Consider the following 26,660-nt stretch of genomic DNA (forward strand, 5'->3'; position numbering starts at 1 on the left):
ACTCCTTCAGAAGGGGTGGGACTAGGGGTGGGACAAGGATTCGGCCGCTCGCGCGGTGCGGAGCGGCTCGATGGCCCTCTGTACCCCGTCGTCGGCAAAGAACGCGTCCAGATCGACCGGCAACGGGATCCGCCAGTTGGGGTACTCGTCGATCGTCCCGGGGAGGTTCGGCTGGCGCAGCTCACCGACCACGTCGCTCGGCGAGCTGAGCACGAGGCTCGAGGCCGCGCGGGCGATGACGGCGTGCAGGCCGACGACGATGCTCGCCACGTCGTCCTCGTCGAACGGGACCGACTCGGCGCGCAAAAGGTCCAGCAGCGCGCGCTTGTCCTCCGCAGCCTTCGCGTAGGCCTCGTCCTCGGGGCTGTCGAGCAGGTCGAGCGAGGCCCTGAGGCGTACGTGCTCGGCGCGCAGCCAGCCGCTGGCGGTCGGCAGGTCGTGCGTCGTGATGCTCGCCATCGCCTCGACCGGCCAGTCGCCGGGACGGTCGTGGGGCTGGCCCGGGGCGTCCCAGTCGCGCTCGAACCACAGCACGGCCGAGCTCAGGATGCCGCGTTCGTGCATGGTCTCGGTCACCTCGTCCTCGACGGTCCCGAGGTCCTCGCCCACCACGATCGCGCCCGCGCGCTGAGCCTCCAGCATCAGCACACCCACCATCGCGTCCGGGTCGTAGTGCACGTACGCCCCACGGTTCGCGGGCTCTCCCGGCGGGATCCACCACAGCCGCCACAACCCGGCGATGTGGTCGATGCGGATGCCGTCGGCGTGCCGCAGGACGCTGCGGACCACCTCGCGGAACGGCGCGTACCCGGACTCCGCCAGCGCGCGCGGCTTCCACGGCGGCAGTCCCCAGTCTTGGCCCAGCTCGTTGAACGCGTCGGCCGGCGCCCCGACGCGCACGTCCGGGGCGAAGTCGTCGCGGTGGGACCAGGTGTCCGGGCCGCCCGCGCTGACGCCGACCGGGAGGTCGTGCACGATGCCGACGGGCATGCCGGCCGCACGGGCCGCCTCGCGTGCCGCGTCCAGCTGCTCGCGGGAGAGCACCTGCAGCCACGCGTGGAACGCGATCCGTTCGGCCAGGTCGACCTGCACCTGCCGGACCGCCTCGCCGGTGGGGTCCTGCAACGACTCGGGCCAGTCCCGCCAGTCCCCGCCGTGCCGCTCGGCGAGCGCCGAGAACGTCGCGAACGCCTCGAGCTCGGCGTCATGGGTGCGGGCGCGCTCCGCCTCCGGCCGGTGCGGCCAGAGCAGCTCCAGGGCGGCCAGCTTCGCGTCCCAGACCGCGTCGTGGTCGATGAGCTCGCCCAGCTCGGGCGCGAGGGCGTCCACCCGGGCGCGGACGTCGTCGTCCGCCGCTGCGTACGCCGCGGTGTCGGTGACCCGCAGGTAGAGCGGGTTGGCGAACCGGCGGCTGGACGGCGAGTAGGGCGAGCGCTGGATCGGGTGGGCGGGACTGACCGCCTGCACCGGGTTGACCAGCAGCACGCCGGCTCCCTGCTCGCGGCCTGCGCGGTCCGCCATCTCGGTCAGGTCGCCGAAGTCGCCCATCCCCCAGGACCTGGCCGAGTGCAGCGCGTACAGTTGGAGCATCCAGCCCCACGCGCGCGGCACGTCGGGCATGCGCTCGGGCACCACCAGCAGTGTCACGTCCTCCTGGTCGGTGACGATGCGGTGGTAGCCGAGCGGCAGGTCGTCGGGCACGGCGTCGACGTCGCGGGTCGTCCCGTCCTCGAGGAGGATCCGGGCCGGACGAGGCAGGGCGCGCCCCGTGCCCTCCGTGACCACGACCGTGGGCGGCAGGTCGGTCTCGGCGGCGGCACGACGGGCCTCCGCCAGGGCGGCCGCGACGGCATCGGGGGTCGAGGCGTCGACGCCGAGCGTCTGCAGCACGCCCACGACGACCGGCGCGTCGACGTGTACCTGGGAGCGGTTCGAGCCCTCGTACGACACGGCGACACCGTGCAGCTGGGCGAGCTCGGCTAGGTCGGGGGAAGGTTGCTGAGACGGCACGCGCCCAGCATTGCCGACTGGTGCTGACGGCGCCAGTCAGGCGGCCGTGGGATCAGGAACCGGGGTCGCAGGCGCGGTAGCCGACGAACCCGGCAACGCCCCCGAGGACCACGAGCGTCCCGCCCACGGCCCACTCGGCCAGGATCAGGAACACCAGCCCGATGAGCGCCACGACGAGGCCGAGCAGGGTGGTCAGGACGGCGGTTCGGACATCGAGCTTCGGCACTCGTCCAATCTAGGCAGGGCCCTCAAGGCCCCCGAGCGGGGGCGGCGCGGTTTGCCCGGCGCGGGTTCGGGTACCCCCGCCGGACAGGGAGGAACATCATGGACACTTTGAAGGATTTCGACTGGTGGGTCTGGGCCCTCATCGCGATCGCGATCATCGCTATCATCGCGTTGGGCGTCATGCTCGCCAAGCGAGCCGAGATGAAGCGCAAGGTCGCTCGCCGCGAGAAGGCTGAGGGCATCCGTCACGAGGCCCGTGGCGTCGAGGTCGAGGCCAAGCGCAAGGAAGCCGACGCCGCGTCGATCCGTGCCGATGCCGAGCAGGCTCGAGTCGAGGCGGAGGCCAAGGAGCGGGCCGCCCAGGAGCGTGAGCGGGAGGCGTCCAAGGTCCGCAGCCACCTCGACGAGCGCCTCGCCGAGGCCGATCGCCTCGATCCCGACGGCACGTCCAAGGCCAACGACGGGCAGAGCCGCACCGCCGGCCGCGGTGACGAGCGGACGACGGGCGGCACCGACGCCAAGAGCGCGTACGTCGCAGGTCGTGAGGACGAGCGCGCCGCCAGCACCGACACCGGGGACGGCTCGCACGTCGACCGCGCGGCGGCCGAGGGTCCGGTCGAGGGCGGGACTGCCGACCGTCCGACCCACGTCGCCCCCACGGACGACGACCGCCGCTGATCCGCACTCCCCGCTGGGCCTGACGTTCCTGCAGACACGCCGTCGGCGTGTCGGCAGAAACGTCAGGCCCAGCGTTGGTTGGCCGATCAGCTCCCGCTGAAGGTCGCCTTGCCCGGTCCGTTCTCCACGAACGAGTCCATGCCGGCGCGTCGGTCGTCCGTCGCGAACAGGCCGGTGAACTCGGCCCGCTCGATCTCCAGGCCGGTCTGCAGGTCGACCTCGAGTCCGCGGTCGACGGCGTTCTTGGCCGCCCGCAGCGCGAGCGCGGGTCCGCCCACGAACTGGGCCGCCCACTCGGTGGCCTTCGCGTAGACCTCGTCGGCGGGGTGCACCTGGTCGACCAGGCCGATCGCGAGCGCCTCCTGGGCGTCGACGAAGCGCCCGGTGAAGATCAGCTCCTTGGCCTTCGCCGGACCGACGAGGCGGGACAGCCGCTGGGTGCCACCCGCGCCCGGGATGATGCCGAGCAGGATCTCGGGCTGGCCGAGCTTGGCGTTGTCGGCCGCGAAGCGGACGTCCGTGGCCATGGCGACCTCGCAACCGCCGCCCAGCGCGAAACCGGTGATCGCCGAGACCGTCGGCTTGACGATCGCGGCCAGGTCCCGGGTGAACGCCTGCAGGAGGTGGGCGCGGCGCACCATCTCGGCGTACGACAGCGTCGCCATCTCCTTGACGTCGGCACCGGCCGCGAACACCCGCTCGCCTCCGTAGACGACCACCGCGGCCACGTCGTCACGCGAGTCGGCCTCCTTCGCGGCTGCCGAGAGCTCGGACTGCACCTGGGCACTGATCGCGTTCATCTTCGGCCGGTCGAGCCGGATCGTCCCCACGCCGTCGCTGACCTCGAGTCGCACGAACTCTCCCACGATGTCCTCCTGAAGATCATCGACGCCCGCGGCGGACGCCGTCGTCGTCGAGCATAGGGGCCTGCGGCGTGCCTGCCGGTGCGGGTGCCCGGACCAGGAACAGGGGCGCGGCCAGCGCGAGGACGACGCCACCGACCACCATCGCGAACCCGGTGGACACGCTCGTGGCCAGGGCGCCGAGGACGACCAGCCCCAACGAGCCGCCCGGGTGCATGACCATCGACCCGAGCGACAGCACGGTCGCCCGGTGCTCGCGGTCGACCTGCTGGTGCAGCAGCGTCTCGTGGATCGCGCCCGCCATCGAGTGCACGGCGTACGTCGCGAAGAGACCCGCGACGAGCCCGATCGGCCCGGCCGCCAGGCCCATCGCCACGACGGTGCCGCCCTGCACGATCCTCAGGGCCACCGAGACACCCACCATGCTCCAGCGCCGCAGCAGCAGCGGCACCATCGCTGCGCCCAGGGCGGACACCCCCCACGCCGCCGCCGTGACAGGTCCCATGAGCGACGCGGCCTCGTCGCGGTCCCCCACGAGCTCGGCGAGCCGCACCGGCATCAGCGTCTCGAACGAGATCATCCCGAAACCCCAGAACAGCTCGACCGCCACCAGGGCGCTCAGCACGCGTGAGCGCAGCAGCAGCCGGGCGCCGTCCAGGATCGTTCGAGGAGTGGCGCGGACCGAGGAGAGCAGGCTGCGCCCGGCCACCACCCGCTCACCCCCCATGAGCAGCAGCGCCGCGACCATCTGCACGACGCTGAGCCCCGCCGCGATCCAGTACGGCAGCGCGAGCGCCTCGGACCGGCCGAACGGCGCCCAGGCCACGAGCCCGGCCGAGAGGATGGCTCCCCCGGCGATGCCCAGGCCCACGACGCTCGCATACCCCGCGAGCCCCTTCGCGACGACCGCCGGACGCTCCTGCTCCGGCACCTCGTCGTGCACCGCGTCGACGAACCACGCGTTCAGCGGTCCGCTGTCCAGGGCGCGGTACGCCCCGGCCAGGGCGGTCGCCAGAGCGAACGCGGCAGGCGTCTGCGCCATCGCGTAGACCACGTACGAGCAGAGGGCGACCGCGGCGGACGCGACGAACACGGGCCTGCGGCCGACGGCGTCGGCGAATCCCCCGGTGGGCAGCTCCAGCGCCAGGACGACGATGCCCTGCACGGCTGCCACGGAGCCGTACTCGGCAACCGACAGCCCGCGATCCAGGGGCAGCAGCGCCGCGACCGGGACGATGAGGCCGGTCGACGACCAGCGGATCGCGGCCAGCAGCCAGAACCGGGTACGGACGCTCACGCCGGGGTGTCCGGCCTCGGCAGCGTGAGGAGGTGGACGACCACGTCCTCGGACCCCTTCCGGCCCCAGTAGCGCGTCACGACCTCGTGCAGATCGTCCAGCAGCGCCCGGAGGTCGTCGGGGTCGAGCTGGAGGCGGTAGTCGTTGTGCCCGATGCCCGGCCGCGGCTCGGTCCACGCCTCGAGCCCCTCGCGGAGGTAGTCCTCCTGCCGGCGGCGCACCGCGTCGACGTACTCCCGGCCGCCGTCGAGGTCGCCCAGGGCGGACGGGAACGTCGTGGCGTCCTGCAGGGCCTTCCACCGTCGTTCCCGCCCGGACGGCTGCTCGTCGTCGTCGCCGACGAACCCGAACCGCTCGAGCTGTCGCAGGTGGTACGACGTCGATCCGCTCGACTCGCCCAGCGCGCGTCCCAGCTCCGACGCCGTGGCGGGACCGTCGCCCCGGAGCCGGCCGAGCAGGGCCAGACGCAGCGGGTGGGACACGGCCTTGAGGGTCTCGAGGTCGTCGACGACCTTGGTGGTGAACGCCATGCCACCCACCGTAGGACTGCAAAGACTTCTTTGCAAACAATTCTTTGCGGTTTACGCGACCTGCCCCGCCAGCACGCAGTAGGAGAAGAACGCCACGCCGAGGACCATGCCGACGTGCCCGAGGATCGACAGGAACGGACCCCGGGCCCAGCTGTCGTCCTTGGCGTCCGCGGCGTGCCGCCCTCCCCCGGGCAGCCAGCGCGCCAGGATGAGCAGGCCGATGAGCGCCTCGACCGACCACAGGACGACAGCCAGCAGGCCGACGGGTTCGCTCGGCGAGGCGAGGTAGTACGCGCCGGAGGCGAGCATCCCCACACCCACGACCGTGTGCGCGTCGACCAGGCTGTCGGAGATCTGCGCTCGTCCGGCCTGGGCGTCGTTCGCCCGCAGCCGCAATCGGGTCAGCAGCACCACCACGGCCGCCAGGGCGACCAGCATCCACAGCACGTTCTCGATCTCCACCGTCGCATGGTGGCACAGGTCACACCCGGCGGGAACACCCTCTCTCCGCCACGGTGGTCGGAGGCGCCCGCCTAGGTGTCGTCGGAGATGTCGGCCACCTGCGCGTCGAGCACCCGGACGACATCCGCCGCGTCGGCCGTGATGGCGACGCCGGGAGCTCCGCCACCCAGCGAGATCCGACCCGTCACCGAGGCGTCGACGACGACCGGCCATGCCGTCAGGGAGCCGAACGGCGTGATCGTGCCCCGCTCGTAGCCGGTGGCGGCCAGCGCCCCGGCCGGGTCCGGCATCGACAGCCGGGACGTCCCGAGCACCGCGCGCAGCTTCGGCCACGAGAAGGTCCGGTCGCCCGGCACCAGTACCAGCACGAAGTCGTCGTCGGCCCGTCGCACGACCAGCGTCTTGACGATCTCGCGCGGCTCCACCCCACGGGCGGCGGCGGCCTCGGCGAGAGACGCGACCGGGCCGTGCCGGGTGACCTCGTACGCGATCCCGGTGGCCTCCACGGCCGCGACGGCTCGTTCCTCGCTCACGCCCCGAGCGTAGCGCCGTCGACGGACCGCACGCCGCGGATCCCCGCCGCCGGATAGCCTGAGGGCATGACCGTCACCCTGCGCGACGACGACCTCTCTCTCGTGCCCACCACGGGCTCCGACGAGTTCACCGGCTTCGCGATCGTCCTGGCCGATGAGCGTCGCGGCACGGTCGCCCTCCGCTCCGAGGGCAGGAGCATCGCGTCGATCCGGTGGAACTCCAGCCTCGAGCAGCCGTTCGCGGTGGCCCGCGCACTGCGGCTCGCGATCGAGCACGCCTTCGCCGAGCTCGGCGTCGGCCGGGTCGAGGTGCGTCTGCCGCTCGACGCCACCGCGGACGTCCGCGCCGCATCCCTCAGCGGCCTGCGCCGCGAGGGCGTGATCCGCCTGCCCGGCGACGTCCCCGACGAGGTCCTCATGGCGCGGCTGGTCGACGACCCGCCCGCGTCCAGCAAGGAGGGCTTCACCGCGATCCTCAACGCCGGCCTGCCGACCAAGCGCGTGATCAGCCAGGGACTGCTGCGCGACGAGCAGGGCCGGGTGCTGCTGTGCGAGCTGACCTACAAGCGTGAGTGGGACCTTCCCGGCGGCGTCGTCGAGGTCGGCGAGCCGCCCGCCCTCGGGCTCGTGCGCGAGCTCCAGGAGGAGCTCGGCATCGAGGTCGAGGTCCGCAGCCTGCTCACGGTCAACTGGCTGCCGGCGTGGCGCGGCTGGGACGACGCGTGCATCTTCTTGTTCGACCTCGGCGTGGTCGACGGCGCGATCACCGAGGGCATGACCCTCCAGGCGTCCGAGATCAAGTCGGTCACCTGGTGCGACCCGGCGACCGTGCGCGAGCGGGCGACGGCCGCGGCGATCGAGCTGCTCGAGGCCGTCGACTCCGGCAGCCTGCCGACCTACCGCGAGGCCCCCAAGGCGGCCGAGTAGCCGTCAGGGACTCGCGGTGGTGCTGGCGTCCGCGCTCACGACCCCGCCGTACTGACCCAGCGCACGGGGCTTGCCTCCGCCGCCGGGCAGGTACAGCAGCACCTGGTGGTAGTAGTTGAGCTTGCCCGACCCCGCGATGCCCGACGCGAGGAAGGCCTGCTGCGGCGTGCCCTCGGGCCACGTGATCGTGAGCCCGTCCTCCACGTCGTACGTGTCGGAGCGCAGCAGCGTCACGAAGGCCAGCGCTCCCCCGTCGGTGGTCCGCAGCGCGTACCTCACGTCGTCGGCGGCCCAGGTCTGGGAGAACTTCACGCCCCGCAGCGAGCCGTTGGTCGCGGCCGTCGACCGCATCTGCTTGATGAACGAGTCGGACGCGATCCGGCGCGCCTCGGGGGCCTGGGGGTCGGCCAGGACCTTGGCGTACGCGGCGGCCGCGTCCTGCGCCGACATCGACATGCCCGCACCGTCCTGGGGCTTGACGGTGACCGGGGCGCCCGACCGCTGGCGGATGTCCGGCAGCTTCGTCCTGGCCAGCGTCTCGGGGCTCGCGCTGAGCAGCCACGGGTCGACCGAGGACCCCCGCTCGAAGATCTGCACCCGGTTCACCCCGGCGTCACGCTCGCGGACGACGGCGAAGAACCAGAGGGGGTATGCCGAGAAGCGTGGGGTCAGCACCTGCGTCACCTCGACCGCGGACGTGTCGGCAGCCTGCTTGGTGGCGAGGCGCTGCGACACCTCGAACGACCCGGTGTCGATCGCGAGCACCGGTCCGGTCTCGACGGTCGACAGCGGCTTGGCGTCCAGCAGCTCGATCGCGGTGTTGCGCACCTCGCGGTAGCGGTCGAAGACCTTGGTGACCTCGGCCTCGCGCGCCGCGGTCTTCTCGATCCGCGCCCCGTCCCGGTGGTGCGGGACGGCACAAGCGGCGAGCGCCAGGAAGCAGACCAGCGCGAGCCACCGGCGTGCGTGGTGCCTCATGCGTCCTCCTCCTCGTCCACGATCTCGAACTCCGCGAGCTCGTCCTCGCTCACCTCGTGCTCGACGCCGTCCTCGTCCACGTAGACGTACAGCACCTGCGCGGCAGCAACGGGTCTCGGGGCGGGCGCCGGTCCCGTCCGCTCCGGGGCGGGTGCGGGTTCCGGGTCGGGCCCGGGCTCGGGCTCGGGCCCCGCCGACGGGACGGGCTCCTCGTCCTCCTCGACGATCTCGAGGCCCTGCGCCTCCTCGGCCGAGATCTCGTGCTCGATCCCGTCGTCGTCGACGTACACGTAGACGACCTCCTCGACGACCTCGCCGTCCTGCGGATCGTCCTCGTCGTCGTCCTCCGGGCCGTTGCGGCGCACCAGGATGCCGAGCCAGGCGACTCCGAGGCCGAGCAGCAGCAGGGCCGCGCCCTTCGCGAAGCCGCCCTTGACGCCGTACGCGACGGTCACCTGCAGCCCGGACAGGTTCGACGAGCCGACGGAGAGAATCGCGAGCGAGACGGTCTGGTCCGGCAGCTGCGTGCTGATGCTGGCGCCGCCGAGGCCGGCCGAGCTCTCGATCCACCAGTCGAGCGCGGTGGGGGCGCCCGGCAGGTTCGGGTTGCCCTTCACCGCGCGGGTCGAGATCGTCCACGGGCGCTGGAAGTCGGTGATCTCCAGGCGCTTGGTCCGGCGGACGTAGTCCCGGACGTCGACCGAGTTCGCGAGGCCGACGAAGACCGGCTTGCGGACGGGGACCTCGGCGAGGACGTCGACCTGCACGTCGGCCCACCTGATGACGCGGGGCGTCGTGACGACGGCGGTGTCGTCGGTCTCGATCAGGTGGGGCCCGGTGGAGAACCGGCTGTCCGGGCCGAGCACGGCCATCACGGCGATGCCGAGGATCGTGAGGAGGACCCCGAGGACGGACAAGGCCCAGCCCCACCTCGCCCGCATCAGCACTCCCCTTCACGCCCCCCGGTGGGTGCGCCCTGACCCTACCGGTCCGGATCGCCGAAACAGGTCAGGTTGCAGCGTTCCCCGGCGGGTCGCGGACAGGCGGTCTCGGCGCGGTGGTGTGCCGCGTCGCGGCTGCGGCTCAGAACAGGGCGCTGGCGAGCGACCGCCGGGCCGTCATGACCACCGGATCCGCGATGCCGACGACCGTGAACAGCTCGAGCAGCCGCTCCCGGACCGTCTCGCGCTCGTCGCCGGACGTGCGCTTGACCAGGTCGATGAGGCGCAGGAACGCGTCCTCGACCTTGCCACCGCTGATGTCGAGGTCGGCGACCAGCATCTGCGCCTCGATGTCGTCGGGGTCGTCGGCGGCCGCCTTGCGAGCAGCCTGCAGGTCCGCGTTCTTGGTGCGCGACAGCCACTTGACCCGGGCCAGGCGCTCGGCGACCTCGACGTCGGCGGGGTACTGCACGCGGAGCTTCTCGTACTCCGCGACCGCGGTCTCGAAGTCGCTCGCCATGAAGGCCTCCTCCGCGGCGGCGAACCGCGGGTCCTCGGGCTCCTCCTCCGGCTCACCGTCGGCCGGGGCCGCGCCGACGGGCTGGGCGCGACCGGTCAGCCCGTTCTCGGCCGCGATGCGCACGAGCTCGTCGAAGTAGCGGCGCACCTCGGCCTCCTCGACCGTGCCCTGGAACAGCGGCACCGGCTGTCCCTTGACCAGGCCGGCGACGAACGGGACGCCCTGCACGTTGAGCGCCTGGGCGATCTGGGGACTGGCGTCGACGTCGACCCGCGCGAGCAGGATCTGGCCGGCGTACGAGTCCACGACCCGGCCGAGGACGTCGTTGAACGCCGCGCCCTGCGGGGCGCGCGAGGACCACAGGCCCAGGACCACGACGTACGACATCGAGGCCTCGAGCGCGACGGACTGGAACGTGCGCTCGTCGATGTCGACGACGTACGAGCCGGCCCCGCCCGACGCGCCGGACGACGCGGCCGCGGGACGGTTGGCGGGTTGCTTCAGCGCTGACAGATCGATGGCACCGGGACGCGAGAAGTTCATGCCCCCATCATAGGAAGGTTGTCGCGAAGCGGTCAGTTGCCGTCCATCAGGCGCTGCTCCATGGTCTTGCCCCGGAGGCCGGACCGCTGGATCACGCGCTGGATGGTCAGGTCGCGCGCGTCGGGGTCGCCGATGAACCGGATGTGCCGCAGTCCCTGCGCCTGGGCCGCGGACTCGAAGATGAAGTGGCCGTACCCGACCAGGCGGCCCAGCAGCGGCTTCTCGACCGTGATGTCCAGGATGCGCGTGATGGGCATCGTCGCGATGCGGACCGAGAACACACCGCTCATCCGGAAGACCCGCATGTTGGTGATGACGAAGACGTCGCGGTGCTCGCGCGCCGTCAGGTACAGGGCGTGGAGGGTCAGCCCGAGGAACACGACGATGAAGAACCAGCCCAGGGAGATCGGCCCGACGAAGGCCAGCACGAGGATCAGCGCGGCGGCGGCGGCCTCCGCGACGGGGCGCCAGAACACGATGTAGTGGTGGCGCACCAGGTCGATGACCATCTCGCCCTCGTCGGCGAGGAGGTGCCGGTCGACGTCCTGTTCGGGCAGGCGGTCCAGCAGTGCCCGGATCATCGCTGTCCTATTGGGTGAGCTCGTCGAAGAACACGCCCACCTGGCCGAAGGCGTCGACGATCGCCGCGCACGCATCGCTCACGGCGTCCGCGGCGCTGGCCGGCGTGTTCAGCAGGTAGTAGATGATGAACCCGACGACGAGTATCGCAATGACCTTCTTCAGCACGGCCCCATTGTGTCGACCTGTCGCCCGCGATCCCGGCAGGCGCGCCGGGGTCAGAGGCTCTCGACGAGCGTGTCCGCCGCGGCGAACGGGTCGGACTCGCCACCCAGGACCTGCTCGGCGAGGGCGTCCAGCCGCGCGTCGCCCGACAGGTGGGCGAACCGCGAGCGCACCTCGGTGAGGGCCAGCGCCTCGATCTCGCGGCGCGTGCGAGCGAGCCGGCGGCGGCGCAGCTCCCCGGAATCCGCCAGGTGGGCACGGTGCGCGAGGATCTCGTCGACGACCTCGGGGACCCCGTCGCCGGTCGTCGCCGTGGTCAGCAGGATCGGCGGCTTCCAGGCCCCGTCGACCCGGTCGGTCATCGAGATCACCGATCGCAGCTCGCGGCGGGTCGAGGCCGCACCGTCGCGATCGGCCTTGTTGACGACGAAGACGTCACCGATCTCGAGGATGCCTGCCTTCGCGGCCTGGATGCCGTCGCCCATGCCCGGGGCCAGCAGCACCACGGTGGTGTCCGCGAGTCCCGCGACCTCCACCTCGGACTGCCCCACCCCGACGGTCTCCACCAGCACGATGTCGCAGCCGGCGGCGTCCAGCACCCGCAGTGCCTGGGGTGCGGTCGCGGAGAGGCCGCCGAGGTGTCCGCGGCTGGCCATCGACCGGATGTAGACGCCCTCGTCGAGGGCGTGGTCCTGCATGCGGACCCGGTCCCCCAGGAGCGCGCCGCCGGAGAACGGGGAGGTCGGGTCCACCGCCAGCACGCCCACGCGATGACCCTGCTGGCGCAGCGCCGTGACGAGAGCGGACGTCGAGGTGGACTTCCCGACGCCGGGCGAGCCCGTGATGCCCACGATGTGCGCACCGCCGACCAAGGGCGAGAGTGCGGCACTGACCTCCCTCAGCGAGGGCGATCGGTCCTCCACCAACGAGATCAGCCGCGCCACGGCCCGGGGCTGGCCGTCCCGGGCCTGCTGCACCAGGTCGGCCACGGGCGTGGCGCGGCTGCTCGTCGTCACTGCGGGAGGACTACTTCTTCGGGACGCGGATGATCAGCGCGTCGCCCTGACCGCCGCCGCCGCACAGTCCCGCGGCGCCGACGCCGCCACCACGGCGTCCCAGCTCGAGCGCCAGGTGCAGCACCAGGCGGGCGCCGCTCGCGCCGATCGGGTGGCCGAGCGCGATCGCGCCGCCGTTGACGTTCACGATGTCCTCGTCGATGCCCAGCTCGGAGGTGGAGGCGATGCCGACGGCGGCGAACGCCTCGTTGATCTCCACCAGGTCCAGGTCGGTGGGCGCGATGCCCTCCTTCGCGCAGGCCTGGGCGATGGCCCGCGACGGCTGGCTCTGCAGGCTGGAGTCCGGACCGGCCACGACGCCGGCGGCGCCGATCTCGGCGATCCACGACAGCCCGAGCTCCTCGGCCTTGGCCTTGCTCATGACGACGACGGCTGCGGCGCCGTCGGAGATCTGGCTGGCCGAGCCGGCCGTGATCGTGCCGTTCTTGTCGAACGCGGGGCGCAGCCGGCCGAGCGACTCGGTCGTCGTGTCGCCACGGACGCCCTCGTCGGTCGACACCACGATCGGGTCACCCTTGCGGGTGGGGATCTCGACCGGGACGATCTCGTCGTCGAAGATGCCGTTCTTCTGCGCGAGCGCTGCCTTCTGGTGCGAGGCGGCGCTGAACGCGTCCTGCTGCTCGCGGCTGAACTGCTGCTTCTCGGCGTTGATCTGCTCCGTGAGCCCGCCCATGGCCTGGTCGGTCATGGCGTCCCACAGGCCGTCAGCGGCCATGTGGTCGACGAGCTGGGTGTCGCCGTACTTGGTGCCCTCGCGCGAGCCCAGCAACATGTGGGGAGCCTGGGTCATCGACTCCTGCCCGCCCGCGACGATGATCTCGTGCTCGCCGGCGCGGATCAGCTGATCGGCCATCGCGATCGCGTTGATGCCCGAGAGGCACACCTTGTTGATCGTCAGGGCCGGGACGTTGAGCGGGATGCCGCCCTTGTGCGCGGCCTGACGCGCCGGGACCTGGCCCGCGCCGGCCTGCAGCACCTGGCCCATGATCACGTAGTCGACCTGGTCACCGCTGACGCCCGCGCGCTCCAGCGCGCCCTTGATCGCCAGACCGCCGAGATCGGAGCCGGACAGGGTCTTGAAACCGCCCAGGAGGCGGCCGATGGGGGTGCGTGCACCGGCGACGATGACGGACTGGGTCATGGAGGAGCTCCTTCGAGGACAGTCTCTTGTAGACGGTAGTCACACTTTACGCACTGGTAACCCGCACGCGACCGCGATGTGCGCTGGATCACCTCTCGCCCCGCGAGGACGTGCCATACGCTCGTGGGATGACGACCCCGTTGGTCCCCGACCACCTGCTCCTGACCATCGACCACGTCGGCATCGCCGTGCCCGACCTCGACGACGCGCTCGAGTTCTACGCGACCACGTTCGGCCTGCATTCGGTCCACGAGGAGGTCAACGAGGAGCAGGGCGTCCGCGAGGCGATGCTCGCCGTCGGTGACTCCGACACCCGCATCCAGCTGCTCGCGCCGCTGAGCGAGGAGTCCACGATCGCCAAGTTCATCGCGCGCAACGGCCAGGGCATCCAGCAGCTCGCGTACCGCGTGGCCGACATCGAGGCCGTCTCGGCGATCCTGCGCGAGCGCGGCGTCCGTCTGCTCTACGACGCGCCCAAGCGCGGCACCTCGGACTCGCGGGTCAACTTCGTCCACCCGAAGGACGCCGGTGGCGTCCTGGTCGAGCTGGTGGAGCCGGCTCCCAGCGCGTCGCACTGAGTCTTGGATCACAGACGCGAACGGGTGACGCCTCAGGTTACGTCTCGGTAACATCGCCGGAACCAACCTGGAGGTTCACCCGTGCAGCAGATCCTTGATGCCATCCTCGCCGGCGACACCGCCCCCGAGGACTTCGCATCCATTGCCCTTCCCGAGACCTACAAGGCCATCACCGTCCACAAGGACGAGGTGGACATGTTCGAGGGCCTCGCGAGTCGCGACAAGGACCCGCGCAAGAGCCTGCACCTGGACGACGTCCCGATCCCGGAGCTCGCCCCGGGCGAGGCGCTGGTCGCGGTCATGGCCAGCGCGATCAACTACAACACCGTGTGGACCTCGATCTTCGAGCCGGTCTCGACCTTCGGCTTCCTCGAGCGCTACGGCCGCCTGTCGGAGTACACCAAGCGCCACGACCTGCCGTACCACGTGGTCGGCTCGGACCTGGCCGGCGTCGTCCTGCGCACCGGGCCCGGCGTCAACCTGTGGAAGCCGGGCCACGAGGTCGTCGCGCACTGCCTGTCGGTGGAGCTCGAGAGCCCCGACGGCCACGACGACACGATGATGGACCCGCAGCAGCGCATCTGGGGCTTCGAGACCAACTTCGGCGGCCTCGCGCACCTCGCGATCGTCAAGGCCAACCAGCTCATGCCCAAGCCCGACCACCTGTCGTGGGAGGAGGCGGCGAGCCCGGGCCTGGTGAACTCCACGGCGTACCGCCAGCTCGTGTCCAAGAACGGCGCCAACATGAAGCAGGGCGACGTCGTCCTGATCTGGGGCGCCTCGGGCGGTCTGGGCTCGTACGCGACCCAGATGGCGCTCAACGGTGGAGCCATCCCGGTGTGCGTGGTGTCCTCCCCCGAGAAGGCCGCGATCGCCCGCTCGCTGGGTGCCGAGCACGTCATCGACCGCTCTGCCGAGGGCTACGCGTTCTGGAAGGACGAGCACAACCAGGACCCCTCGGAGTGGAAGCGCTTCGGCAAGAAGATCCGTGAGCTCACCGGCGGCGAGGATCCCGACATCGTCTTCGAGCACCCGGGACGCGAGACGTTCGGCGCCTCGGTCTACGTGGCGCGCAAGGGCGGAACGATCATCACGTGCGCGTCCACCTCGGGCTACATGCACCAGTACGACAACCGCTACCTCTGGATGAACCTCAAGAACATCAAGAGCTCGCACTTCGCGAACTACCGCGAGGCATGGGAGGCGAACCGGCTCATCGAGAAGGGCCTCATCCACCCCACCGTCTCGAAGGTCTACGCCCTCGAGGACACGGGCCAGGCCGCGCTCGACGTGCACCACAACAAGCACCAGGGCAAGGTCGGCGTGCTGTGCCTGGCGCCCGAGGAGGGACTCGGCGTCCGCAACGCGGAGAAGCGCGCTCTCCACATCGACGGCATCAACCGATTCCGCGGTGTCTGAGACCTGCTGAGAGACCCCTAAGACGCGGGGGCACGACCGGCGACGGTCGTGCCCCCGCGCTGTTGCGGCGGGTACGATGGAGTGCACCACCCGACTCCGCCACGAATGGGATCAGCATGTCCGACCAGCCCGGATTGTCCATCTTCGACGCTGCCGACCGGTCGGCTGACGTCTCGTTCCCGGTGGCCCGCCGGGGTGGATATGACACCGATGCGGTCGATGCGTGGGTGCGCACCCAGTCGGCCGAGCTGCAACGGGCGGCCGAGAGCCTTCGGGCCGTGCAGGCCGAGAACGACAGCCTGCTCGAGCTCGTCGAGGAGCTCCGCGAGCGCGTCGAGGCCCTCGACACGCCCAGCTACACCGGCCTGGGCAACCACGCCGCACAGCTGCTGGGCCTGGCCGAGCAGGAGGCCGCCGACGTCCGCAGCCGCGCCACCAGCGAGGCCGACGAGCTCGTCGCGAAGGCCGAGGAGGAGGCCGCGATGATCCGGGCCACGGCCCACCACGACGCCGAGCAGATGCGCGCCCAGGCCATCGTCGAGCTCGAGGAGAAGCGCAAGCAGCTGCTCGAGGACGCCGAGGCGATGCGCGCCGACGCCCTCGCGCACAGCGAGGACCTGCACGCCCAGGCCGAGCGGGAGATCGCCCAGCTCAAGCTCGCCGCCGAGCAGGACGCCCAGAACATGCGCCTCGGCGCCACCCGCGACGTCGAGCAGGCCCGCGCGGCCGCCGACCGCGAGGTCACCGAGGCCCGCCGCGTGCTCGCCGTGGAGAAGGAGCGCCTCGCCCGTGAGGCCGCCGAGAACCACGCGTCGGCCACCGACCAGACCGCGAAGCTCGTCAAGGACGCGGAGACCCGGGCGACGGCTGCGGAGGCGCGCGCCCGCGAGGTCATGGCGCAGGCGTCCAAGGCCCGCGACGCGGCCAGCGCCGAGGCAGCGCGCCTGATGGACGGCGCGAAGACGGAGGCGGCCCAGCTCGTCGCCAGTGCCAACGCCGAGGCCCAGAAGATCCGGGCCACCGCCACGACCGAGGCCGAGCGCCAGACCCGGACCCTGCGCTCGGAGGTCGAGGAGCTGCAGCGCCGGCGCGAGGGCATCATGGCCCAGATGGGACAGCTGCGGGACATCGTCTCGTCGTTCGCCCCGACGACCGCACCGGCCGAGTCGGAGCCGGAGGTCGACGACATCGACGAGGTGGACGAGGTCGAGCCCGCCGCGGAGCGGGACGCCAGCTAGTCGGTCCGGGCGCGCCGGTCAGTCGGTCGGTGCGTCCGGCGCGCTGAGCGCCGCCACGGTGCGATCGGCGTACGCCGAGGAGTCCGCCCGTTCCATCGGGCCGTCCCACGTGGAGGGCAGGGGCAGCGACACCCCGGGCGCCAGCTTGCGGGTGATCTCGTCGAGCGCGCGCTCGGAGTCGCCGACCCACAGGTGCTTGGCGCCGTCGACGCCGACCACCTCGGCCTGCGGGATCGCGGCGAACCGCTCCCGCGCCTCGGGGGGCTGCAGGTAGTCGTCCAGCTCGGGGACGAGAGCGGTGACGGGGCGACCGGAGTCCGCCCAGGCCTTCAGGTGCTCGGGCCCGGAGTACCGCAGCGGCGGGGAGATCAGCACGGCCCCCTCGACCGACGGCTCGAGGCCGTACATCAGGGCCAGGTCCGTGCCGAAGGACCAGCCGACGAGCCAGATGTGCGGCAGGTCCGCGAACTCGGCGTGCTCGACCGCCGCCGCGACGTCGAAGCGCTCCCCCACCGCGTTGTCGAACGTGCCCTCGCTCGTCCCCTGCACGCTCGAGGTGCCACGGGTGTTGAAGCGCAGCACCGCGATGTCGGCCAGCGCCGGCAGGCGGTAGGACGCCTTGCGGAACAGGTGGCTGTCCATCATCCCGCCCATGGTCGGCAGGGGGTGCAGGCAGACCATCGTGGCCACCGGCTCGCGCTCGAGCGGCAGAGCGAGCTCACCGACGAGGGACAGGCCGTCGGCCGTCTCCAGCGTGATGGCCTCGCGCCGTGCGGGCAGCACGGAGTTGCCACGGATTCTCTCGGTCATGTCGTCCGTCCTCGGGTCTCAGTGGCGCCGCGCCCAGCACGCAGTGTGCCAGTGCCGCCGTTCGTCGATCGCCGCATCGCTCAGGAGCGACTTCTCCACCGGCCAGACGACCAGGTGGGCGAGGCCGCGCCCGATCAGCTGGGAGCAACCGGGGCAGCGGTAGTCCTTCGTGGACGATCCGCGCGTCGCACGGACGTACCACTCCCCGTCAGCCTTGCGCTCACGCTGCTCGGGGGCCGACCGCAGCGGCGGTGTCGACGGTCGGGCGACGCGTCGACGGGGCATGCCTCCAGTCTACGGAGGCGCGCGAGCGCGCCCCCGCGACCCTCGTCAGTACGTGTGGAAGCCCTCGCCGGTCTTGCGCCCGAGCTTGCCCTCGGACACCAGGCGCTCCAGCGTCGGTGCGGGCCGCCAGCCCGCGTGCCCGAAAGTGCCGACGAGGGACTGCTGGATCGCGAGCGAGACGTCGTTGCCGACGACGTCGAGCAGCTGGAACGGGCCCATGGGGAGGCCGGTCGCTTTGAGCGCCTCGTCGATGTCGTCCAACGAGGTGCCGTCGGCCTCGTGCATCTTGATCGCGTCGTTGAGGTAGGGGAACAGCAGGGCGTTGACGATGAATCCCGCACGATCGCCGCACGAGACCGGGTGCTTGCCCGTCGCGAGGCACAGGGCGCGGACGGTCTCGTCGACCTCGGTCGACGTCTCGTCCGCGGTGACCACCTCCACGAGCTTCATCACGGCGGCGGGGTTGAAGAAGTGCATGCCGATGACGTCCTGGGGACGCGACGTGGCCGCGGCGCACGCGTTGATCGACAGGGAGGAGGTCGTCGTGGCGAGGATCGCCCCCGGCTTGGCGATGCGGTCCAGGTCCGCGAACAGCTCGAGCTTGATGTCCAGGTCCTCGGCGATGGCCTCGACGATGATGTCGGCGTCCGCCAGGGCGGCTCGGTCGGTGGCTCCCGTGAGCCGGCCCAGCACCGCGGCCTTTCCGTCCTCGTCGAGCTTGCCCCGGGAGACGGCCTTGTCGAGGCTCTTGGTGATCGCGGCGACCACGCCGGCCACCTTGTCGTCGCCGCGCCCCACGAACGTCACGGCGTACCCGGCCTTCGCGAAGACCTCGACGATGCCCGACGCCATCGTCCCGGTGCCGACGACGCCGACGCGGTCGATCTCGTGGCGCAGCTGCGGGGCACCGGCGCCGTCGGCGTCGACGGACGCGGCGAACGTGCGTCCCTCGTCGGCCTGGGCGACCAGGACCGCGGCCGGCTGGTGCAGCTCGTCGCCGGTCTCGGCGTACAGCTTGTCCAGGCCTGCCACGACCGTCTGCGCACCCAACGCGTCCACGAGGGCCAGGGGCCCGACGGGGTAGCCGCAGCCGAAGCGCATCGCGGCATCGATGTCGGGGGCCGTGGCGTAGCCGCTCTCGTACATCGTCGCGGCGTGGTTGAGGTAGGGCAGCAACAGCGTGCGCGCGAGCTCGGCGGACGTGTCGCCGGACGCCAGACGATCCACGATTTCCTGCATGGCTACTCCTCAGTAATAAGACGGTCGTGACACACTAACGGCACACTGCAGCTGGCCAATATGGGAGAACGATGAAACAACGTGTGACGATGGCCACAGCCGCGATCGGCATCGCCTTGATGGTCCTGACCGGATGCGGCTCGGACTCCGAGGGCTCCGACGGTGGTGGTGGCGAGGTCACCTCGCCGACCACGTCGACGCCCACCCCGCCGATCACGACCGAGGCTCCCTCGGTCGATCCGGAGGCCGACGGCGCTGCGGCGCTGCGTGGCGACTGGGAGATTCCGTCCGAGGACTACGTCCTGCACCTGATCGAGGACGGCACGTTCGTCCAGGACTACCAGGGCATCGAGGACTTCCGCACGGGCAAGTGGTCCGTCGACGGCACGAAGATCTCGCTCGTCGGCGACGACGGCGACACCGACGAGGGCACGATCTCCGGCGACACCCTGGTCTTCCAGCTCGGCACGGCCACGAGGGTGAAGTGAGGCTGGTCGTCGCCCGCTGCCAGGTCGACTACGCAGGACGGCTCGCCGCCCACCTGCCGCTCGCCACCCGGCTCATCATGGTCAAGAACGACGGATCGGTGCTCATCCACTCCGACGGCGGCTCGTACAAGCCGCTCAACTGGATGAGTCCTCCGTGCACGTTGCGCGAAGGTGTCTCCGACGACGGCGTCACCGAGTGGACCGTCACGGCGGGCAAGACCGACGACACCCTGCGCATCCGCATCGAGGAGGTCCTGCACGACTCCGCGCACGACCTCGGCATCGACCCGGGCCTGCAGAAGGACGGCGTCGAGAAGCACCTGCAGGAGCTCCTCGCGGAGCACACCACGGCGCTGGGTCCCGGGATGAGCCTGGTCCGTCGCGAGTACATGACGGCGATCGGTCCGGTCGACCTGTTGTGCAAGGACGCGGCCAACGCCTCGGTCGCGGTCGAGATCAAGCGTCGCGGCGACATCGACGGCGTCGAGCAGCTGACCCGCTACCTCGAGCTGATGAACCGCGACCCCTCGCTGCGTCCCGTGCGCGGCATCTTTGCGGCGCAGGAGATCAAGCCGCAGGCCCGCGTGCTCGCGCACGACCGCGGCATCGAGTGCGTCGTCGTCAACTACGACGAGCTGCGCGGCATCGAGGACCCGAGCCTCCGCCTCTTCTGACAACCCCGATCTGCGGACTCCTGCACACCTGCGCGGGCGCAGGACCGTGCAGGAGTCCGCAGATCTGGGCAGGGGGCCTAGGCTCCGGCGATCGGCGGCGCGGTCGGGTCGTCGCCGGCGGCCTTGTCCTCGCGGGCGACCCAGTCCTCGATGCGCTCGTAGTCGGCCTTGGAGCGGGTCACGACGGCGAGCAGGTCGCTCATCTTGGACAGCTCCTCGACCTGCTCCTTGATGAACCACTGCATGAACTGGTCCGAGGCGTAGTCGTGGTTCTCGCGGGCGATGCGGGTCAGGTCGTTGATCTGGGCGGTGACGCGCCGCTCCTGCTCCAGCGCGGCGGCGACCGGCTCGACGACGTCGGCGAAGTCCACCCGCGGGGCCGGCAGTGCCGGGATGACCGGGACGTGGTCCGCGTCGAGGAGGTACTGGACCATCATCATCGCGTGGTCGCGCTCCTCGCGCGCCTGCTGGTAGAACAGCGCCGCCATCTGGGGCATCGTGAGCGCGTCGTAGTAGGTCGCGATCGCGACGTACTGCTGGTGCGCCGCGAACTCGTGGCCGATCTGCTCGTTGAGCCGCTCGACGAATGCTGGTGCTGCCATGTGTCCCATGCCTCCATTGTCATGCATAAGGCGAGCCTCACCTCACGCTGGTACCGTGATCGTCGTGCCCAAGCCGCCGAAGAAGAAGTGCTGCAGCGACAAGCCTGCCTGCAAGCGCTGCCCGCTTCGGATGATGAAGGAAGGCACGCTCCCCGAGGGCTACACCGTCAAGAAGCGCAAGCTCGTCAAGGTCAAGAAGGACAAGACCGCGACCGGCGTCGCCGCCTGACGACGTCGCGAGCCTAGGTCAGCGACACCGTCGTCCGCCACGAAGGAATGGCTTGCCTCAGGCCCGGCCCGTCGCCGTTTCCCAGGAGAACCCCCGGAACCGTCGCCTCACCCCTGGTGCGACCGGGGTGAGGTGTCAGGTTCGGAGGTTCTCCTGGGAAACTGCGGGCGGGTCAGTTCAGGCCGCGGGCCGCGCGGATCTCGTCGACGATCCGGTCCATGATCGAGGTCATGCCGAAGTCCTTCGGGGTGAAGACCGCGGCGACGCCGGAGGCCTCCATGCGGCGCCCGTCCGAGTCGGGGATGATGCCGCCGACGATCAGCGGGACGTCGTCGAGGCCGGCCTCGGCCATCGCCCGCTGCACCTCCGGCACGAGCTCCATGTGGGAGCCGGACAGGATCGACAGGCCGACCGCGTGCACGTCCTCGGCAACCGCTGCCGCCACGATCTGCGCGGGCGTCAGGCGGATGCCCTGGTAGACGACCTCGAACCCGGCGTCGCGGGCCCGGACGGCGATCTGCTCGGCGCCGTTGGAGTGGCCGTCGAGGCCCGGCTTGCCCACCAGGAACCGCAGGCGGGTGCCCAGCTGCTCGCCGGTCTCGCGGACGCGCTCGCGCACCGCGGTGAGCTCGGCGCCGGCGTCCGCGACGCTGGCGACGCCGCTGACGCCGGTGGGCGCGCGGTACTCGCCGAACACCTCGCGCAGCGCACCGGCCCACTCCCCCACGGTCGCACCCGCACGGACGGCCTCGAGGGTCGCCTCCATGAGGTTGGCGTCGGTCTTGGCCTCGCGCTGCAGGCGGTTGAGCGCCTCGTCGACCGCTCCCTGGTCACGCTGGGACCGCCACGCCTGGACGTCGGCGATCGCGTTGCCCTCCGCCTCCGGGTCGGCGGTCATGATCGCGGCGTCGAGATCGGCCGTGAGCGGCGAGGGCTCGGTCTCGGTGTAGGAGTTGACGCCGACGACCTTCATCTCGCCGGCCTCGATGCGTGCCCGACGCTCCGAGTGCGAGCCCACCAGGGCCTGCTTCATGTAGCCGGACTCGACCGCGGCGACCGCGCCGCCCATCGCCTGCACCCGGTCGATCTCGGCCTTGGCGCCCTCGATCAGCTCGGCGACCTTCGCCTCGACGACGACCGATCCCTCGAAGATGTCGTCGTACTCCAGCAGGTCGGACTCGAACGCCAGCACCTGCTGCAGGCGCAGCGACCACTGCTGGTCCCACGGCCGCGGGAGGCCCAGGGCCTCGTTCCAGGCCGGGAGCTGCACCGCGCGGGCCCGCGCGTCCTTGCTCAGCGTGACGCCGAGCATCTCCAGCACGATGCGCTGGACGTTGTTCTCCGGCTGCGCCTCGGTCAGTCCGAGGGAGTTGACCTGGACGCCGTAGCGGAACCGCCGCATCTTGGGGTCCTCGACGCCGTAGCGCTCGCGCGTGATCTCGTCCCACAACCGGCCGAAGGCGCGCATCTTGCACATCTCCTCGACGAACCGCACGCCGGCGTTGACGAAGAACGAGATGCGTCCGACGACCTTCTCGAACTCCTCCTGCGGCACCTGGCCGGAGTCGCGCACCGAGTCGAGCACCGCGATCGCGGTCGTCAGGGCGTACGCGAGCTCCTGCGTGGGCGTCGCGCCGGCCTCCTGCAGGTGGTAGCTGCAGATGTTGAGCGGGTTCCACTTCGGGATCGTCGTGACGGTGTACGCGATCATGTCGGTCGTCAGCCGCAGGGACGGCGCGGGACCGAACACGTACGTGCCGCGGGACAGGTACTCCTTGATGATGTCGTTCTGCGTCGTCCCCTGCAGCTGCGACGGGTCGACACCCTGCTCCTCGGCGGCGACCTGGTACATCGCGAGCAGCCACATCGCCGTCGCGTTGATCGTCATCGAGGTGTTCATGGTCTCGAGCGGGATGTCCTGGAACAGGCGGCGCATCGCGCCGAGGTGCGGGATCGGCACGCCGACCTTGCCGACCTCTCCCCTGCTGAGCTCGTGGTCCGGGTCGTAGCCGGTCTGCGTCGGGAGGTCGAAGGCCACCGAGAGGCCGGTCTGCCCCTTGGCGAGGTTGCGCCGGTACAGAGCGTTCGACTCCGCAGCGGAGCTGTGACCGGCGTACGTGCGCATCACCCAGGGCTTGTCGGGCACAGTCTTGTCAGGCATGGGGGTCAGGCTACAGCGCTGTCACGCGGGAGGTCACCGGTTGCACGGGGCGTTCTGGCTCACATTCTGTGGACGTCCTAGTATCGCCACCATGGTGAACCTGACACGGATATACACACGTACCGGCGACGACGGCACGACGAATCTCGGCGACATGAGCAAGACCAGCAAGCTGGACCTGCGACTGGCCGCGTACGCCGACGTCGACGAGGCGAATGCCCAGATCGGGTTCGCCATCGCGGTCGGTGGACTCGACGAGGACGTCGTCGCAGTGCTCACCCACATCCAGAACGACCTGTTCGACGTGGGGGCCGACCTGTCGTGCCCCGTCGTGGAGAACCCGGAGTACCCGCCGCTGCGGGTCGAGACCGACTACATCGACCGGCTCGAGGCGTGGTGCGACCACTACAACGACCAGGTCCCCAAGCTGCGGTCGTTCATCCTGCGCGGCGGCACCCCCGCGGCGGCCGCGGTGCACATCGCATGCACCGTCACCCGCCGCGCGGAGCGGTCCGCCTGGGCGGCGCTCGACGAGCACGGCGCCACGATGAACATCCTCACCGCCAAGTACCTCAACCGGCTGAGCGACCTGCTGTTCATCCTCGGTCGCTACGCGAACCGCGAGAAGGGCGACGTCCTGTGGGTCCCTGGCGGCGAGCGCTGAGCGCGCGTCGCTGAGTCCGCCGTCGACGAACGAACGCGAGCTCCCCGGCATGATGCCGAGGAGCTCGCGTGAGTGCGGGTGGTGCGGTGGGGCTCAGTCCCAGTCGATGCGCTGGGTGCTGAATCCTCCGCCGCTGCCGGCTGCGGGCGCCGGGGCGTCCCAGTCGATGGCCTTGCCGGGGGCGTCCCAGTCGATGACACGGGGCTTGGAGATCTTCGGCTGGACGGCCTTGACCTTGACGACGACCTGCTTCGACGGCGAGGCCGCCGTGGCTCCAGCAACCGGGCCGAGGCCGATCACTGCGATGGCTGAGACGGACGCAGCAACGATGAGACGCTTGAACACGTGGCACCTTCTTGTTCCAAGGGGATTCGACCGGACAGTCGAGAAAGAACTGTCTTGATTCTCGCCCCGCCCCTGGGCCTGCGTCAACCAAAACGCAGGAATCGTACGGCCGTACAGACTCACCACGCGTAGCAGCGGCTCACAGGACGTTGTTGACCCGTTGCCCGGGCGGTGACGACTCGAGCCAGGACAGCAGACCCGTGAGCGCGTTCGGGCTCATCGCGAGCTGGCGTACGCCCGACGCGTTCTTGGTGCCCACGATCAGGTGCCCGGCGTGGACCGCGTACACCTCGTGGCCGATCGGGTCGCGCCGACCGTCGATGTGCACGTCTCCCCGCGTGAAGCGGTAGCGCGGGCGCAGCGACAGCGAGAACGTCCGGTACCACGCGAGCTCGGTGTCGCCGTACACGGCAAGACCGAGCACCCAGCCCTTCGCCGGCACCGCGTCGCTCCGGTTCACGCTCATCTCGAACGTGCCACCGGAGCGCGCGAGCAGGCGGCGCCGGACCAGCAGGCAGATCACCAGCAGGACCAGCGCCGCCACGACGAACGCGAGGGCATCGACAAACCACCACCAGAGCGGCACGCGATCACCCTCCCTGGTGCGTCAGGACGCCTTGTCGATGAGGCGGAGCTTGGCCTCTGCGCGCAGGACAGCAGCGCTGTCCTCCGCGGAGGTCGCTTCTTCCAGCTCAGCCTTGACCGCGGCGGCGTCGACCTCCGAGGCGAGGACCGCGTCCTCGCTCAGCACCGACACGTGGTCGTCGGCCACCGAGAGGAAGCCCTCTCCCACCGCCGCACGGACGACGTCACCCTCGAGCGGGTGGATCTCGACGACACCGGGCACCAGGACCGACAGCAGCGGCGCGTGGCCGGCCAGCACGCCGAGGTCTCCCTCGACCGTGCGGGCGACGACCTCGCTGGCCTGACCGGACCACACGACGCGGTCGGCCGCCACCAGCTCGATCTGGATGGCCTTGTTCGAATCCGTCTGCGCCATCAGAGGCTCTTCTGGATTTCTTCCCACTTCTTGTCGACGTCTTCGAGACCGCCGCACATGAAGAAGGCCTGCTCAGCCACGTGGTCGTACTCACCGTCACAGATCTTGGTGAAGCCGTCGATCGTCTCGTCGATGGAGACGGTCGAGCCCTCGATGCCGGTGAACTGCTTGGCCACGTAGGTGTTCTGGGACAGGAAGCGCTGGATGCGACGCGCGCGGGACACGAGCGTCTTGTCCTCTTCGCTGAGCTCGTCGACACCGAGGATCGCGATGATGTCCTGGAGCTCCTTGTTGCGCTGCAGGATGCTCTTGACGCGGTTCGCGGTCCGGTAGTGGTCCGCGCTGATGTAGCGGGGGTCCAGGATGCGCGAGGTGGACGTCAGCGGGTCGACGGCCGGGTAGATGCCCATCGACGCGATCTCACGGTTGAGCTCGGTCGTGGCGTCCAGGTGCGCGAACGTCGTGGCCGGAGCCGGGTCGGTGTAGTCGTCCGCCGGCACGTAGATGGCCTGCAGCGAGGTGATCGAGTGACCACGCGTCGACGTGATGCGCTCCTGCAGGACGCCCATCTCGTCAGCCAGCGTCGGCTGGTAGCCCACCGCGGACGGCATGCGGCCGAGCAGCGTGGAGACCTCGGACCCGGCCTGGGTGAACCGGAAGATGTTGTCGATGAAGAGCAGCACGTCCTGGTTCTGCACGTCACGGAAGTACTCGGCCATCGTCAGGGCCGACAGGGCCACGCGAAGACGCGCTCCCGGCGGCTCGTCCATCTGGCCGAAGACGAGCGCGACCTTGTCGAGGACGCCGGACTCCTCCATCTCGACGATGAGGTCGTTGCCCTCACGGGTGCGCTCACCGACGCCGGCGAACACCGACACACCGTCGTGGTCCTTGGCGACGCGGGCGATCATCTCCTGGATCAGCACGGTCTTGCCGACGCCTGCACCACCGAAGAGGCCGATCTTGCCGCCGAGCACGTACGGCGTCAGCAGGTCGATGACCTTGATGCCGGTCTGGAACATCTCGGTCTTGGGCTCGAGCTGGTCGAACGACGGCGCCTTGCCGTGGATGCCGCGACGCTCCTTGACCTCCCACACCTCGCCCTCGGCGAGGTTCATGACGTCACCGGTCGTGTTGAAGACCTTGCCGAGCGTCTGGTCGCCCACGGGGACCGTGATCGGTCCGCCCGTGTTGGTGACCGTCGCGCCGCGGACGATGCCGTCGGTGGGGCGCAGGCTGATCGCACGGACCAGCCCGTCACCGATGTGGAGCGCGACCTCGAGGGTCAGCGTCTCGGTCACCCCGTCGATCGTCGTGTCGACCTTGAGGGCGTTGTACATGTCGGGGATCGCGTCGCTCGGGAACTCGACATCGATCACCGGGCCGGTCACGCGCGCGACCCGCCCGGTGGCAAGCGTCGTGGTGTCCGTCGTCTGGTCTGCGGTGTTGGTAGGCATCTC

32 protein-coding genes are annotated in these 26,660 nt (G+C 70.6%); 9 read left to right on the forward strand and 23 right to left on the reverse strand.

Annotation, left to right across the window (positions count from 1 at the left end; translation table 11 throughout):
* Positions 1–21: 21 nt before the first annotated feature.
* Both malQ and C3E78_RS18335 read right to left on the reverse strand, forming a co-directional pair.
* The gene (gene malQ, locus C3E78_RS12290) at positions 22–2,010 is read right to left on the reverse strand and encodes a 4-alpha-glucanotransferase (protein WP_108578782.1); all 1,989 of its coding nucleotides are present in this window, start codon (positions 2,008–2,010) and stop codon (positions 22–24) included.
* Positions 2,011–2,062: 52 nt separating this feature from the next.
* Complete coding sequence (locus C3E78_RS18335; protein WP_159085885.1) at positions 2,063–2,236, reverse strand: hypothetical protein; 174 nt, start codon at positions 2,234–2,236, stop codon at positions 2,063–2,065.
* A 98-nt stretch (positions 2,237–2,334) separates the two neighbouring features.
* Between C3E78_RS18335 and C3E78_RS12295 the strand changes: the two genes are divergently transcribed.
* Positions 2,335–2,913 (forward strand): hypothetical protein, encoded by a 579-nt coding sequence (locus C3E78_RS12295; RefSeq protein ID WP_108578784.1) that lies wholly within the window; start codon positions 2,335–2,337, stop codon positions 2,911–2,913.
* Positions 2,914–2,999: 86 nt separating this feature from the next.
* Here the strand turns inward: C3E78_RS12295 and C3E78_RS12300 are convergent, their stop codons facing one another.
* From C3E78_RS12300 to C3E78_RS12320, 5 genes are all read right to left on the reverse strand, one after another.
* The gene (locus C3E78_RS12300; RefSeq protein WP_108578786.1) at positions 3,000–3,779 is read right to left on the reverse strand and encodes an enoyl-CoA hydratase/isomerase family protein; all 780 of its coding nucleotides are present in this window, start codon (positions 3,777–3,779) and stop codon (positions 3,000–3,002) included.
* Between the two features lie 16 nt (positions 3,780–3,795).
* Positions 3,796–5,073: an MFS transporter gene (locus C3E78_RS12305; RefSeq protein WP_108578788.1), complete on the reverse strand. Its 1,278-nt coding sequence runs from the start codon at positions 5,071–5,073 to the stop codon at positions 3,796–3,798.
* On the reverse strand, positions 5,070–5,603 hold the full coding sequence (locus C3E78_RS12310) for a winged helix-turn-helix domain-containing protein (RefSeq protein WP_108578790.1): 534 nt from the start codon (positions 5,601–5,603) through the stop codon (positions 5,070–5,072). Before C3E78_RS12310 ends, C3E78_RS12305 begins: the two co-directional genes overlap by 4 nt.
* A gap of 51 nt (positions 5,604–5,654) precedes the next feature.
* On the reverse strand, positions 5,655–6,065 hold the full coding sequence (locus tag C3E78_RS12315) for a hypothetical protein (protein ID WP_108578792.1): 411 nt from the start codon (positions 6,063–6,065) through the stop codon (positions 5,655–5,657).
* Between the two features lie 71 nt (positions 6,066–6,136).
* The gene (locus C3E78_RS12320) at positions 6,137–6,598 is read right to left on the reverse strand and encodes an aminoacyl-tRNA deacylase (RefSeq protein WP_108578794.1); all 462 of its coding nucleotides are present in this window, start codon (positions 6,596–6,598) and stop codon (positions 6,137–6,139) included.
* A gap of 66 nt (positions 6,599–6,664) precedes the next feature.
* Here C3E78_RS12320 and C3E78_RS18480 point away from each other — a divergent pair, with 66 nt between their 5' ends.
* A complete protein-coding gene (locus C3E78_RS18480; protein ID WP_199906815.1) occupies positions 6,665–7,525 on the forward strand; it encodes an NUDIX hydrolase in 861 nt (286 codons plus the stop codon).
* Between the two features lie 3 nt (positions 7,526–7,528).
* Here C3E78_RS18480 and C3E78_RS12330 read toward each other — a convergent pair whose 3' ends face one another.
* The 7 genes from C3E78_RS12330 to C3E78_RS12355 all read right to left on the reverse strand — a co-directional run bounded on the left by C3E78_RS12330 (position 7,529) and on the right by C3E78_RS12355 (position 13,468).
* Positions 7,529–8,503 carry a DUF8094 domain-containing protein gene (locus C3E78_RS12330; RefSeq protein WP_108578796.1) on the reverse strand — a complete coding sequence of 325 codons (975 nt, stop codon included), beginning with the start codon at positions 8,501–8,503 and terminating at the stop codon, positions 7,529–7,531.
* The gene (locus C3E78_RS12335) at positions 8,500–9,444 is read right to left on the reverse strand and encodes a hypothetical protein (protein ID WP_135804805.1); all 945 of its coding nucleotides are present in this window, start codon (positions 9,442–9,444) and stop codon (positions 8,500–8,502) included. Before C3E78_RS12335 ends, C3E78_RS12330 begins: the two co-directional genes overlap by 4 nt.
* A 142-nt stretch (positions 9,445–9,586) precedes the next feature.
* Positions 9,587–10,507 (reverse strand): tetratricopeptide repeat protein, encoded by a 921-nt coding sequence (locus tag C3E78_RS12340; RefSeq protein ID WP_108578800.1) that lies wholly within the window; start codon positions 10,505–10,507, stop codon positions 9,587–9,589.
* A gap of 32 nt (positions 10,508–10,539) precedes the next feature.
* Positions 10,540–11,088 (reverse strand): PH domain-containing protein, encoded by a 549-nt coding sequence (locus C3E78_RS12345; RefSeq protein ID WP_199906816.1) that lies wholly within the window; start codon positions 11,086–11,088, stop codon positions 10,540–10,542.
* Positions 11,089–11,095: 7 nt separating this feature from the next.
* Positions 11,096–11,254 carry a hypothetical protein gene (locus tag C3E78_RS18485; RefSeq protein WP_168217175.1) on the reverse strand — a complete coding sequence of 53 codons (159 nt, stop codon included), beginning with the start codon at positions 11,252–11,254 and terminating at the stop codon, positions 11,096–11,098.
* 50 nt (positions 11,255–11,304) lie between these two features.
* Positions 11,305–12,267 carry a methylmalonyl Co-A mutase-associated GTPase MeaB gene (meaB, locus tag C3E78_RS12350; RefSeq protein ID WP_235833611.1) on the reverse strand — a complete coding sequence of 321 codons (963 nt, stop codon included), beginning with the start codon at positions 12,265–12,267 and terminating at the stop codon, positions 11,305–11,307.
* 10 nt (positions 12,268–12,277) lie between these two features.
* On the reverse strand, positions 12,278–13,468 hold the full coding sequence (locus C3E78_RS12355) for an acetyl-CoA C-acetyltransferase (protein WP_108578804.1): 1,191 nt from the start codon (positions 13,466–13,468) through the stop codon (positions 12,278–12,280).
* A 128-nt stretch (positions 13,469–13,596) separates the two neighbouring features.
* On the opposite strand from C3E78_RS12355, the gene mce reads away from it, so the two are divergent.
* From mce to C3E78_RS12370, 3 genes are all read left to right on the forward strand, one after another.
* On the forward strand, positions 13,597–14,046 hold the full coding sequence (gene mce, locus C3E78_RS12360; RefSeq protein ID WP_108578806.1) for a methylmalonyl-CoA epimerase: 450 nt from the start codon (positions 13,597–13,599) through the stop codon (positions 14,044–14,046).
* 81 nt (positions 14,047–14,127) lie between these two features.
* Entirely contained in the window at positions 14,128–15,465 is a 1,338-nt protein-coding gene (gene ccrA, locus C3E78_RS12365; RefSeq protein WP_108578808.1) for a crotonyl-CoA carboxylase/reductase, read from the forward strand.
* 116 nt (positions 15,466–15,581) lie between these two features.
* Positions 15,582–16,703: a DivIVA domain-containing protein gene (locus C3E78_RS12370; protein ID WP_108578810.1), complete on the forward strand. Its 1,122-nt coding sequence runs from the start codon at positions 15,582–15,584 to the stop codon at positions 16,701–16,703.
* Between the two features lie 18 nt (positions 16,704–16,721).
* On the opposite strand, the gene C3E78_RS12375 is transcribed toward C3E78_RS12370, so the two are convergent.
* From C3E78_RS12375 to C3E78_RS12385, 3 genes are read right to left on the reverse strand one after another with little or no spacing between them, the layout of a single operon-like run.
* Positions 16,722–17,513: an alpha/beta hydrolase gene (locus C3E78_RS12375; RefSeq protein WP_108578812.1), complete on the reverse strand. Its 792-nt coding sequence runs from the start codon at positions 17,511–17,513 to the stop codon at positions 16,722–16,724.
* An 18-nt stretch (positions 17,514–17,531) separates the two neighbouring features.
* A complete protein-coding gene (locus tag C3E78_RS12380) occupies positions 17,532–17,798 on the reverse strand; it encodes a hypothetical protein (protein WP_108578814.1) in 267 nt (88 codons plus the stop codon).
* Between the two features lie 45 nt (positions 17,799–17,843).
* On the reverse strand, positions 17,844–19,037 hold the full coding sequence (locus C3E78_RS12385) for a 3-hydroxyacyl-CoA dehydrogenase family protein (RefSeq protein ID WP_108578816.1): 1,194 nt from the start codon (positions 19,035–19,037) through the stop codon (positions 17,844–17,846).
* Positions 19,038–19,126: 89 nt separating this feature from the next.
* Here C3E78_RS12385 and C3E78_RS12390 point away from each other — a divergent pair, with 89 nt between their 5' ends.
* Entirely contained in the window at positions 19,127–19,525 is a 399-nt protein-coding gene (locus tag C3E78_RS12390) for a lipocalin-like domain-containing protein (protein WP_135804806.1), read from the forward strand.
* Positions 19,522–20,199, forward strand: a complete 678-nt coding sequence (gene nucS, locus C3E78_RS12395) for an endonuclease NucS (RefSeq protein WP_108578820.1) — start codon at positions 19,522–19,524, stop codon at positions 20,197–20,199. The genes C3E78_RS12390 and nucS overlap by 4 nt, the downstream gene beginning before the upstream one ends.
* Before the next feature lie 77 nt (positions 20,200–20,276).
* Here nucS and C3E78_RS12400 read toward each other — a convergent pair whose 3' ends face one another.
* A complete protein-coding gene (locus C3E78_RS12400) occupies positions 20,277–20,810 on the reverse strand; it encodes a ferritin (RefSeq protein WP_328591568.1) in 534 nt (177 codons plus the stop codon).
* Positions 20,811–20,856: 46 nt separating this feature from the next.
* On the opposite strand from C3E78_RS12400, the gene C3E78_RS18340 reads away from it, so the two are divergent.
* On the forward strand, positions 20,857–21,030 hold the full coding sequence (locus tag C3E78_RS18340; protein ID WP_159085886.1) for a hypothetical protein: 174 nt from the start codon (positions 20,857–20,859) through the stop codon (positions 21,028–21,030).
* Between the two features lie 172 nt (positions 21,031–21,202).
* On the opposite strand, the gene C3E78_RS12405 is transcribed toward C3E78_RS18340, so the two are convergent.
* A complete protein-coding gene (locus C3E78_RS12405; RefSeq protein WP_108578823.1) occupies positions 21,203–23,191 on the reverse strand; it encodes a protein meaA in 1,989 nt (662 codons plus the stop codon).
* Positions 23,192–23,282: 91 nt separating this feature from the next.
* On the opposite strand from C3E78_RS12405, the gene C3E78_RS12410 reads away from it, so the two are divergent.
* Positions 23,283–23,855, forward strand: a complete 573-nt coding sequence (locus C3E78_RS12410) for a cob(I)yrinic acid a,c-diamide adenosyltransferase (RefSeq protein WP_108578826.1) — start codon at positions 23,283–23,285, stop codon at positions 23,853–23,855.
* Positions 23,856–23,948: 93 nt separating this feature from the next.
* Here the strand turns inward: C3E78_RS12410 and C3E78_RS12415 are convergent, their stop codons facing one another.
* The 4 genes from C3E78_RS12415 to atpD form a co-directional block, all read right to left on the reverse strand.
* Positions 23,949–24,200 carry a hypothetical protein gene (locus C3E78_RS12415; protein ID WP_108578828.1) on the reverse strand — a complete coding sequence of 84 codons (252 nt, stop codon included), beginning with the start codon at positions 24,198–24,200 and terminating at the stop codon, positions 23,949–23,951.
* A 139-nt stretch (positions 24,201–24,339) separates the two neighbouring features.
* Positions 24,340–24,786 carry a DUF2550 domain-containing protein gene (locus tag C3E78_RS12420; protein ID WP_108578830.1) on the reverse strand — a complete coding sequence of 149 codons (447 nt, stop codon included), beginning with the start codon at positions 24,784–24,786 and terminating at the stop codon, positions 24,340–24,342.
* A gap of 21 nt (positions 24,787–24,807) precedes the next feature.
* On the reverse strand, positions 24,808–25,200 hold the full coding sequence (locus C3E78_RS12425) for a F0F1 ATP synthase subunit epsilon (RefSeq protein WP_108578832.1): 393 nt from the start codon (positions 25,198–25,200) through the stop codon (positions 24,808–24,810).
* Positions 25,200–26,657 (reverse strand): F0F1 ATP synthase subunit beta, encoded by a 1,458-nt coding sequence (atpD, locus tag C3E78_RS12430; RefSeq protein WP_108578834.1) that lies wholly within the window; start codon positions 26,655–26,657, stop codon positions 25,200–25,202. The genes C3E78_RS12425 and atpD overlap by 1 nt, the downstream gene beginning before the upstream one ends.
* Positions 26,658–26,660: the final 3 nt, after the last annotated feature.

It is taken from the genome of Aeromicrobium chenweiae (assembly GCF_003065605.1).
GTDB lineage: Bacteria > Actinomycetota > Actinomycetes > Propionibacteriales > Nocardioidaceae > Aeromicrobium > Aeromicrobium chenweiae.

What these genes read in the sequence shown, in the direction of transcription:
- C3E78_RS12340 (WP_108578800.1), bottom strand. Translation starts at nt 10,507, where the DNA reads ATGAACTTCTCGCGTCCCGGTGCCATCGATCTGTCAGCGCTGAAGCAA.
- C3E78_RS12385 (WP_108578816.1), bottom strand. Translation starts at nt 19,037, where the DNA reads ATGCAGGAAATCGTGGATCGTCTGGCGTCCGGCGACACGTCCGCCGAG.
- C3E78_RS12410 (WP_108578826.1), top strand. Translation starts at nt 23,283, where the DNA reads ATGGTGAACCTGACACGGATATACACACGTACCGGCGACGACGGCACG.
- C3E78_RS12330 (WP_108578796.1), bottom strand. Translation starts at nt 8,503, where the DNA reads ATGAGGCACCACGCACGCCGGTGGCTCGCGCTGGTCTGCTTCCTGGCG.
- C3E78_RS12405 (WP_108578823.1), bottom strand. Translation starts at nt 23,191, where the DNA reads ATGCCTGACAAGACTGTGCCCGACAAGCCCTGGGTGATGCGCACGTAC.
- C3E78_RS12380 (WP_108578814.1), bottom strand. Translation starts at nt 17,798, where the DNA reads ATGCCCCGTCGACGCGTCGCCCGACCGTCGACACCGCCGCTGCGGTCG.
- C3E78_RS12425 (WP_108578832.1), bottom strand. Translation starts at nt 25,200, where the DNA reads ATGGCGCAGACGGATTCGAACAAGGCCATCCAGATCGAGCTGGTGGCG.
- C3E78_RS12355 (WP_108578804.1), bottom strand. Translation starts at nt 13,468, where the DNA reads ATGACCCAGTCCGTCATCGTCGCCGGTGCACGCACCCCCATCGGCCGC.
- atpD (WP_108578834.1), bottom strand. Translation starts at nt 26,657, where the DNA reads ATGCCTACCAACACCGCAGACCAGACGACGGACACCACGACGCTTGCC.
- C3E78_RS12390 (WP_135804806.1), top strand. Translation starts at nt 19,127, where the DNA reads ATGGCCACAGCCGCGATCGGCATCGCCTTGATGGTCCTGACCGGATGC.
- C3E78_RS12335 (WP_135804805.1), bottom strand. Translation starts at nt 9,444, where the DNA reads ATGCGGGCGAGGTGGGGCTGGGCCTTGTCCGTCCTCGGGGTCCTCCTC.
- C3E78_RS12370 (WP_108578810.1), top strand. Translation starts at nt 15,582, where the DNA reads ATGTCCGACCAGCCCGGATTGTCCATCTTCGACGCTGCCGACCGGTCG.
- C3E78_RS12345 (WP_199906816.1), bottom strand. Translation starts at nt 11,088, where the DNA reads ATGATCCGGGCACTGCTGGACCGCCTGCCCGAACAGGACGTCGACCGG.
- C3E78_RS12295 (WP_108578784.1), top strand. Translation starts at nt 2,335, where the DNA reads ATGGACACTTTGAAGGATTTCGACTGGTGGGTCTGGGCCCTCATCGCG.
- C3E78_RS12375 (WP_108578812.1), bottom strand. Translation starts at nt 17,513, where the DNA reads ATGACCGAGAGAATCCGTGGCAACTCCGTGCTGCCCGCACGGCGCGAG.
- C3E78_RS12310 (WP_108578790.1), bottom strand. Translation starts at nt 5,603, where the DNA reads ATGGCGTTCACCACCAAGGTCGTCGACGACCTCGAGACCCTCAAGGCC.
- C3E78_RS12400 (WP_328591568.1), bottom strand. Translation starts at nt 20,810, where the DNA reads ATGGGACACATGGCAGCACCAGCATTCGTCGAGCGGCTCAACGAGCAG.
- mce (WP_108578806.1), top strand. Translation starts at nt 13,597, where the DNA reads ATGACGACCCCGTTGGTCCCCGACCACCTGCTCCTGACCATCGACCAC.
- C3E78_RS18480 (WP_199906815.1), top strand. Translation starts at nt 6,665, where the DNA reads ATGACCGTCACCCTGCGCGACGACGACCTCTCTCTCGTGCCCACCACG.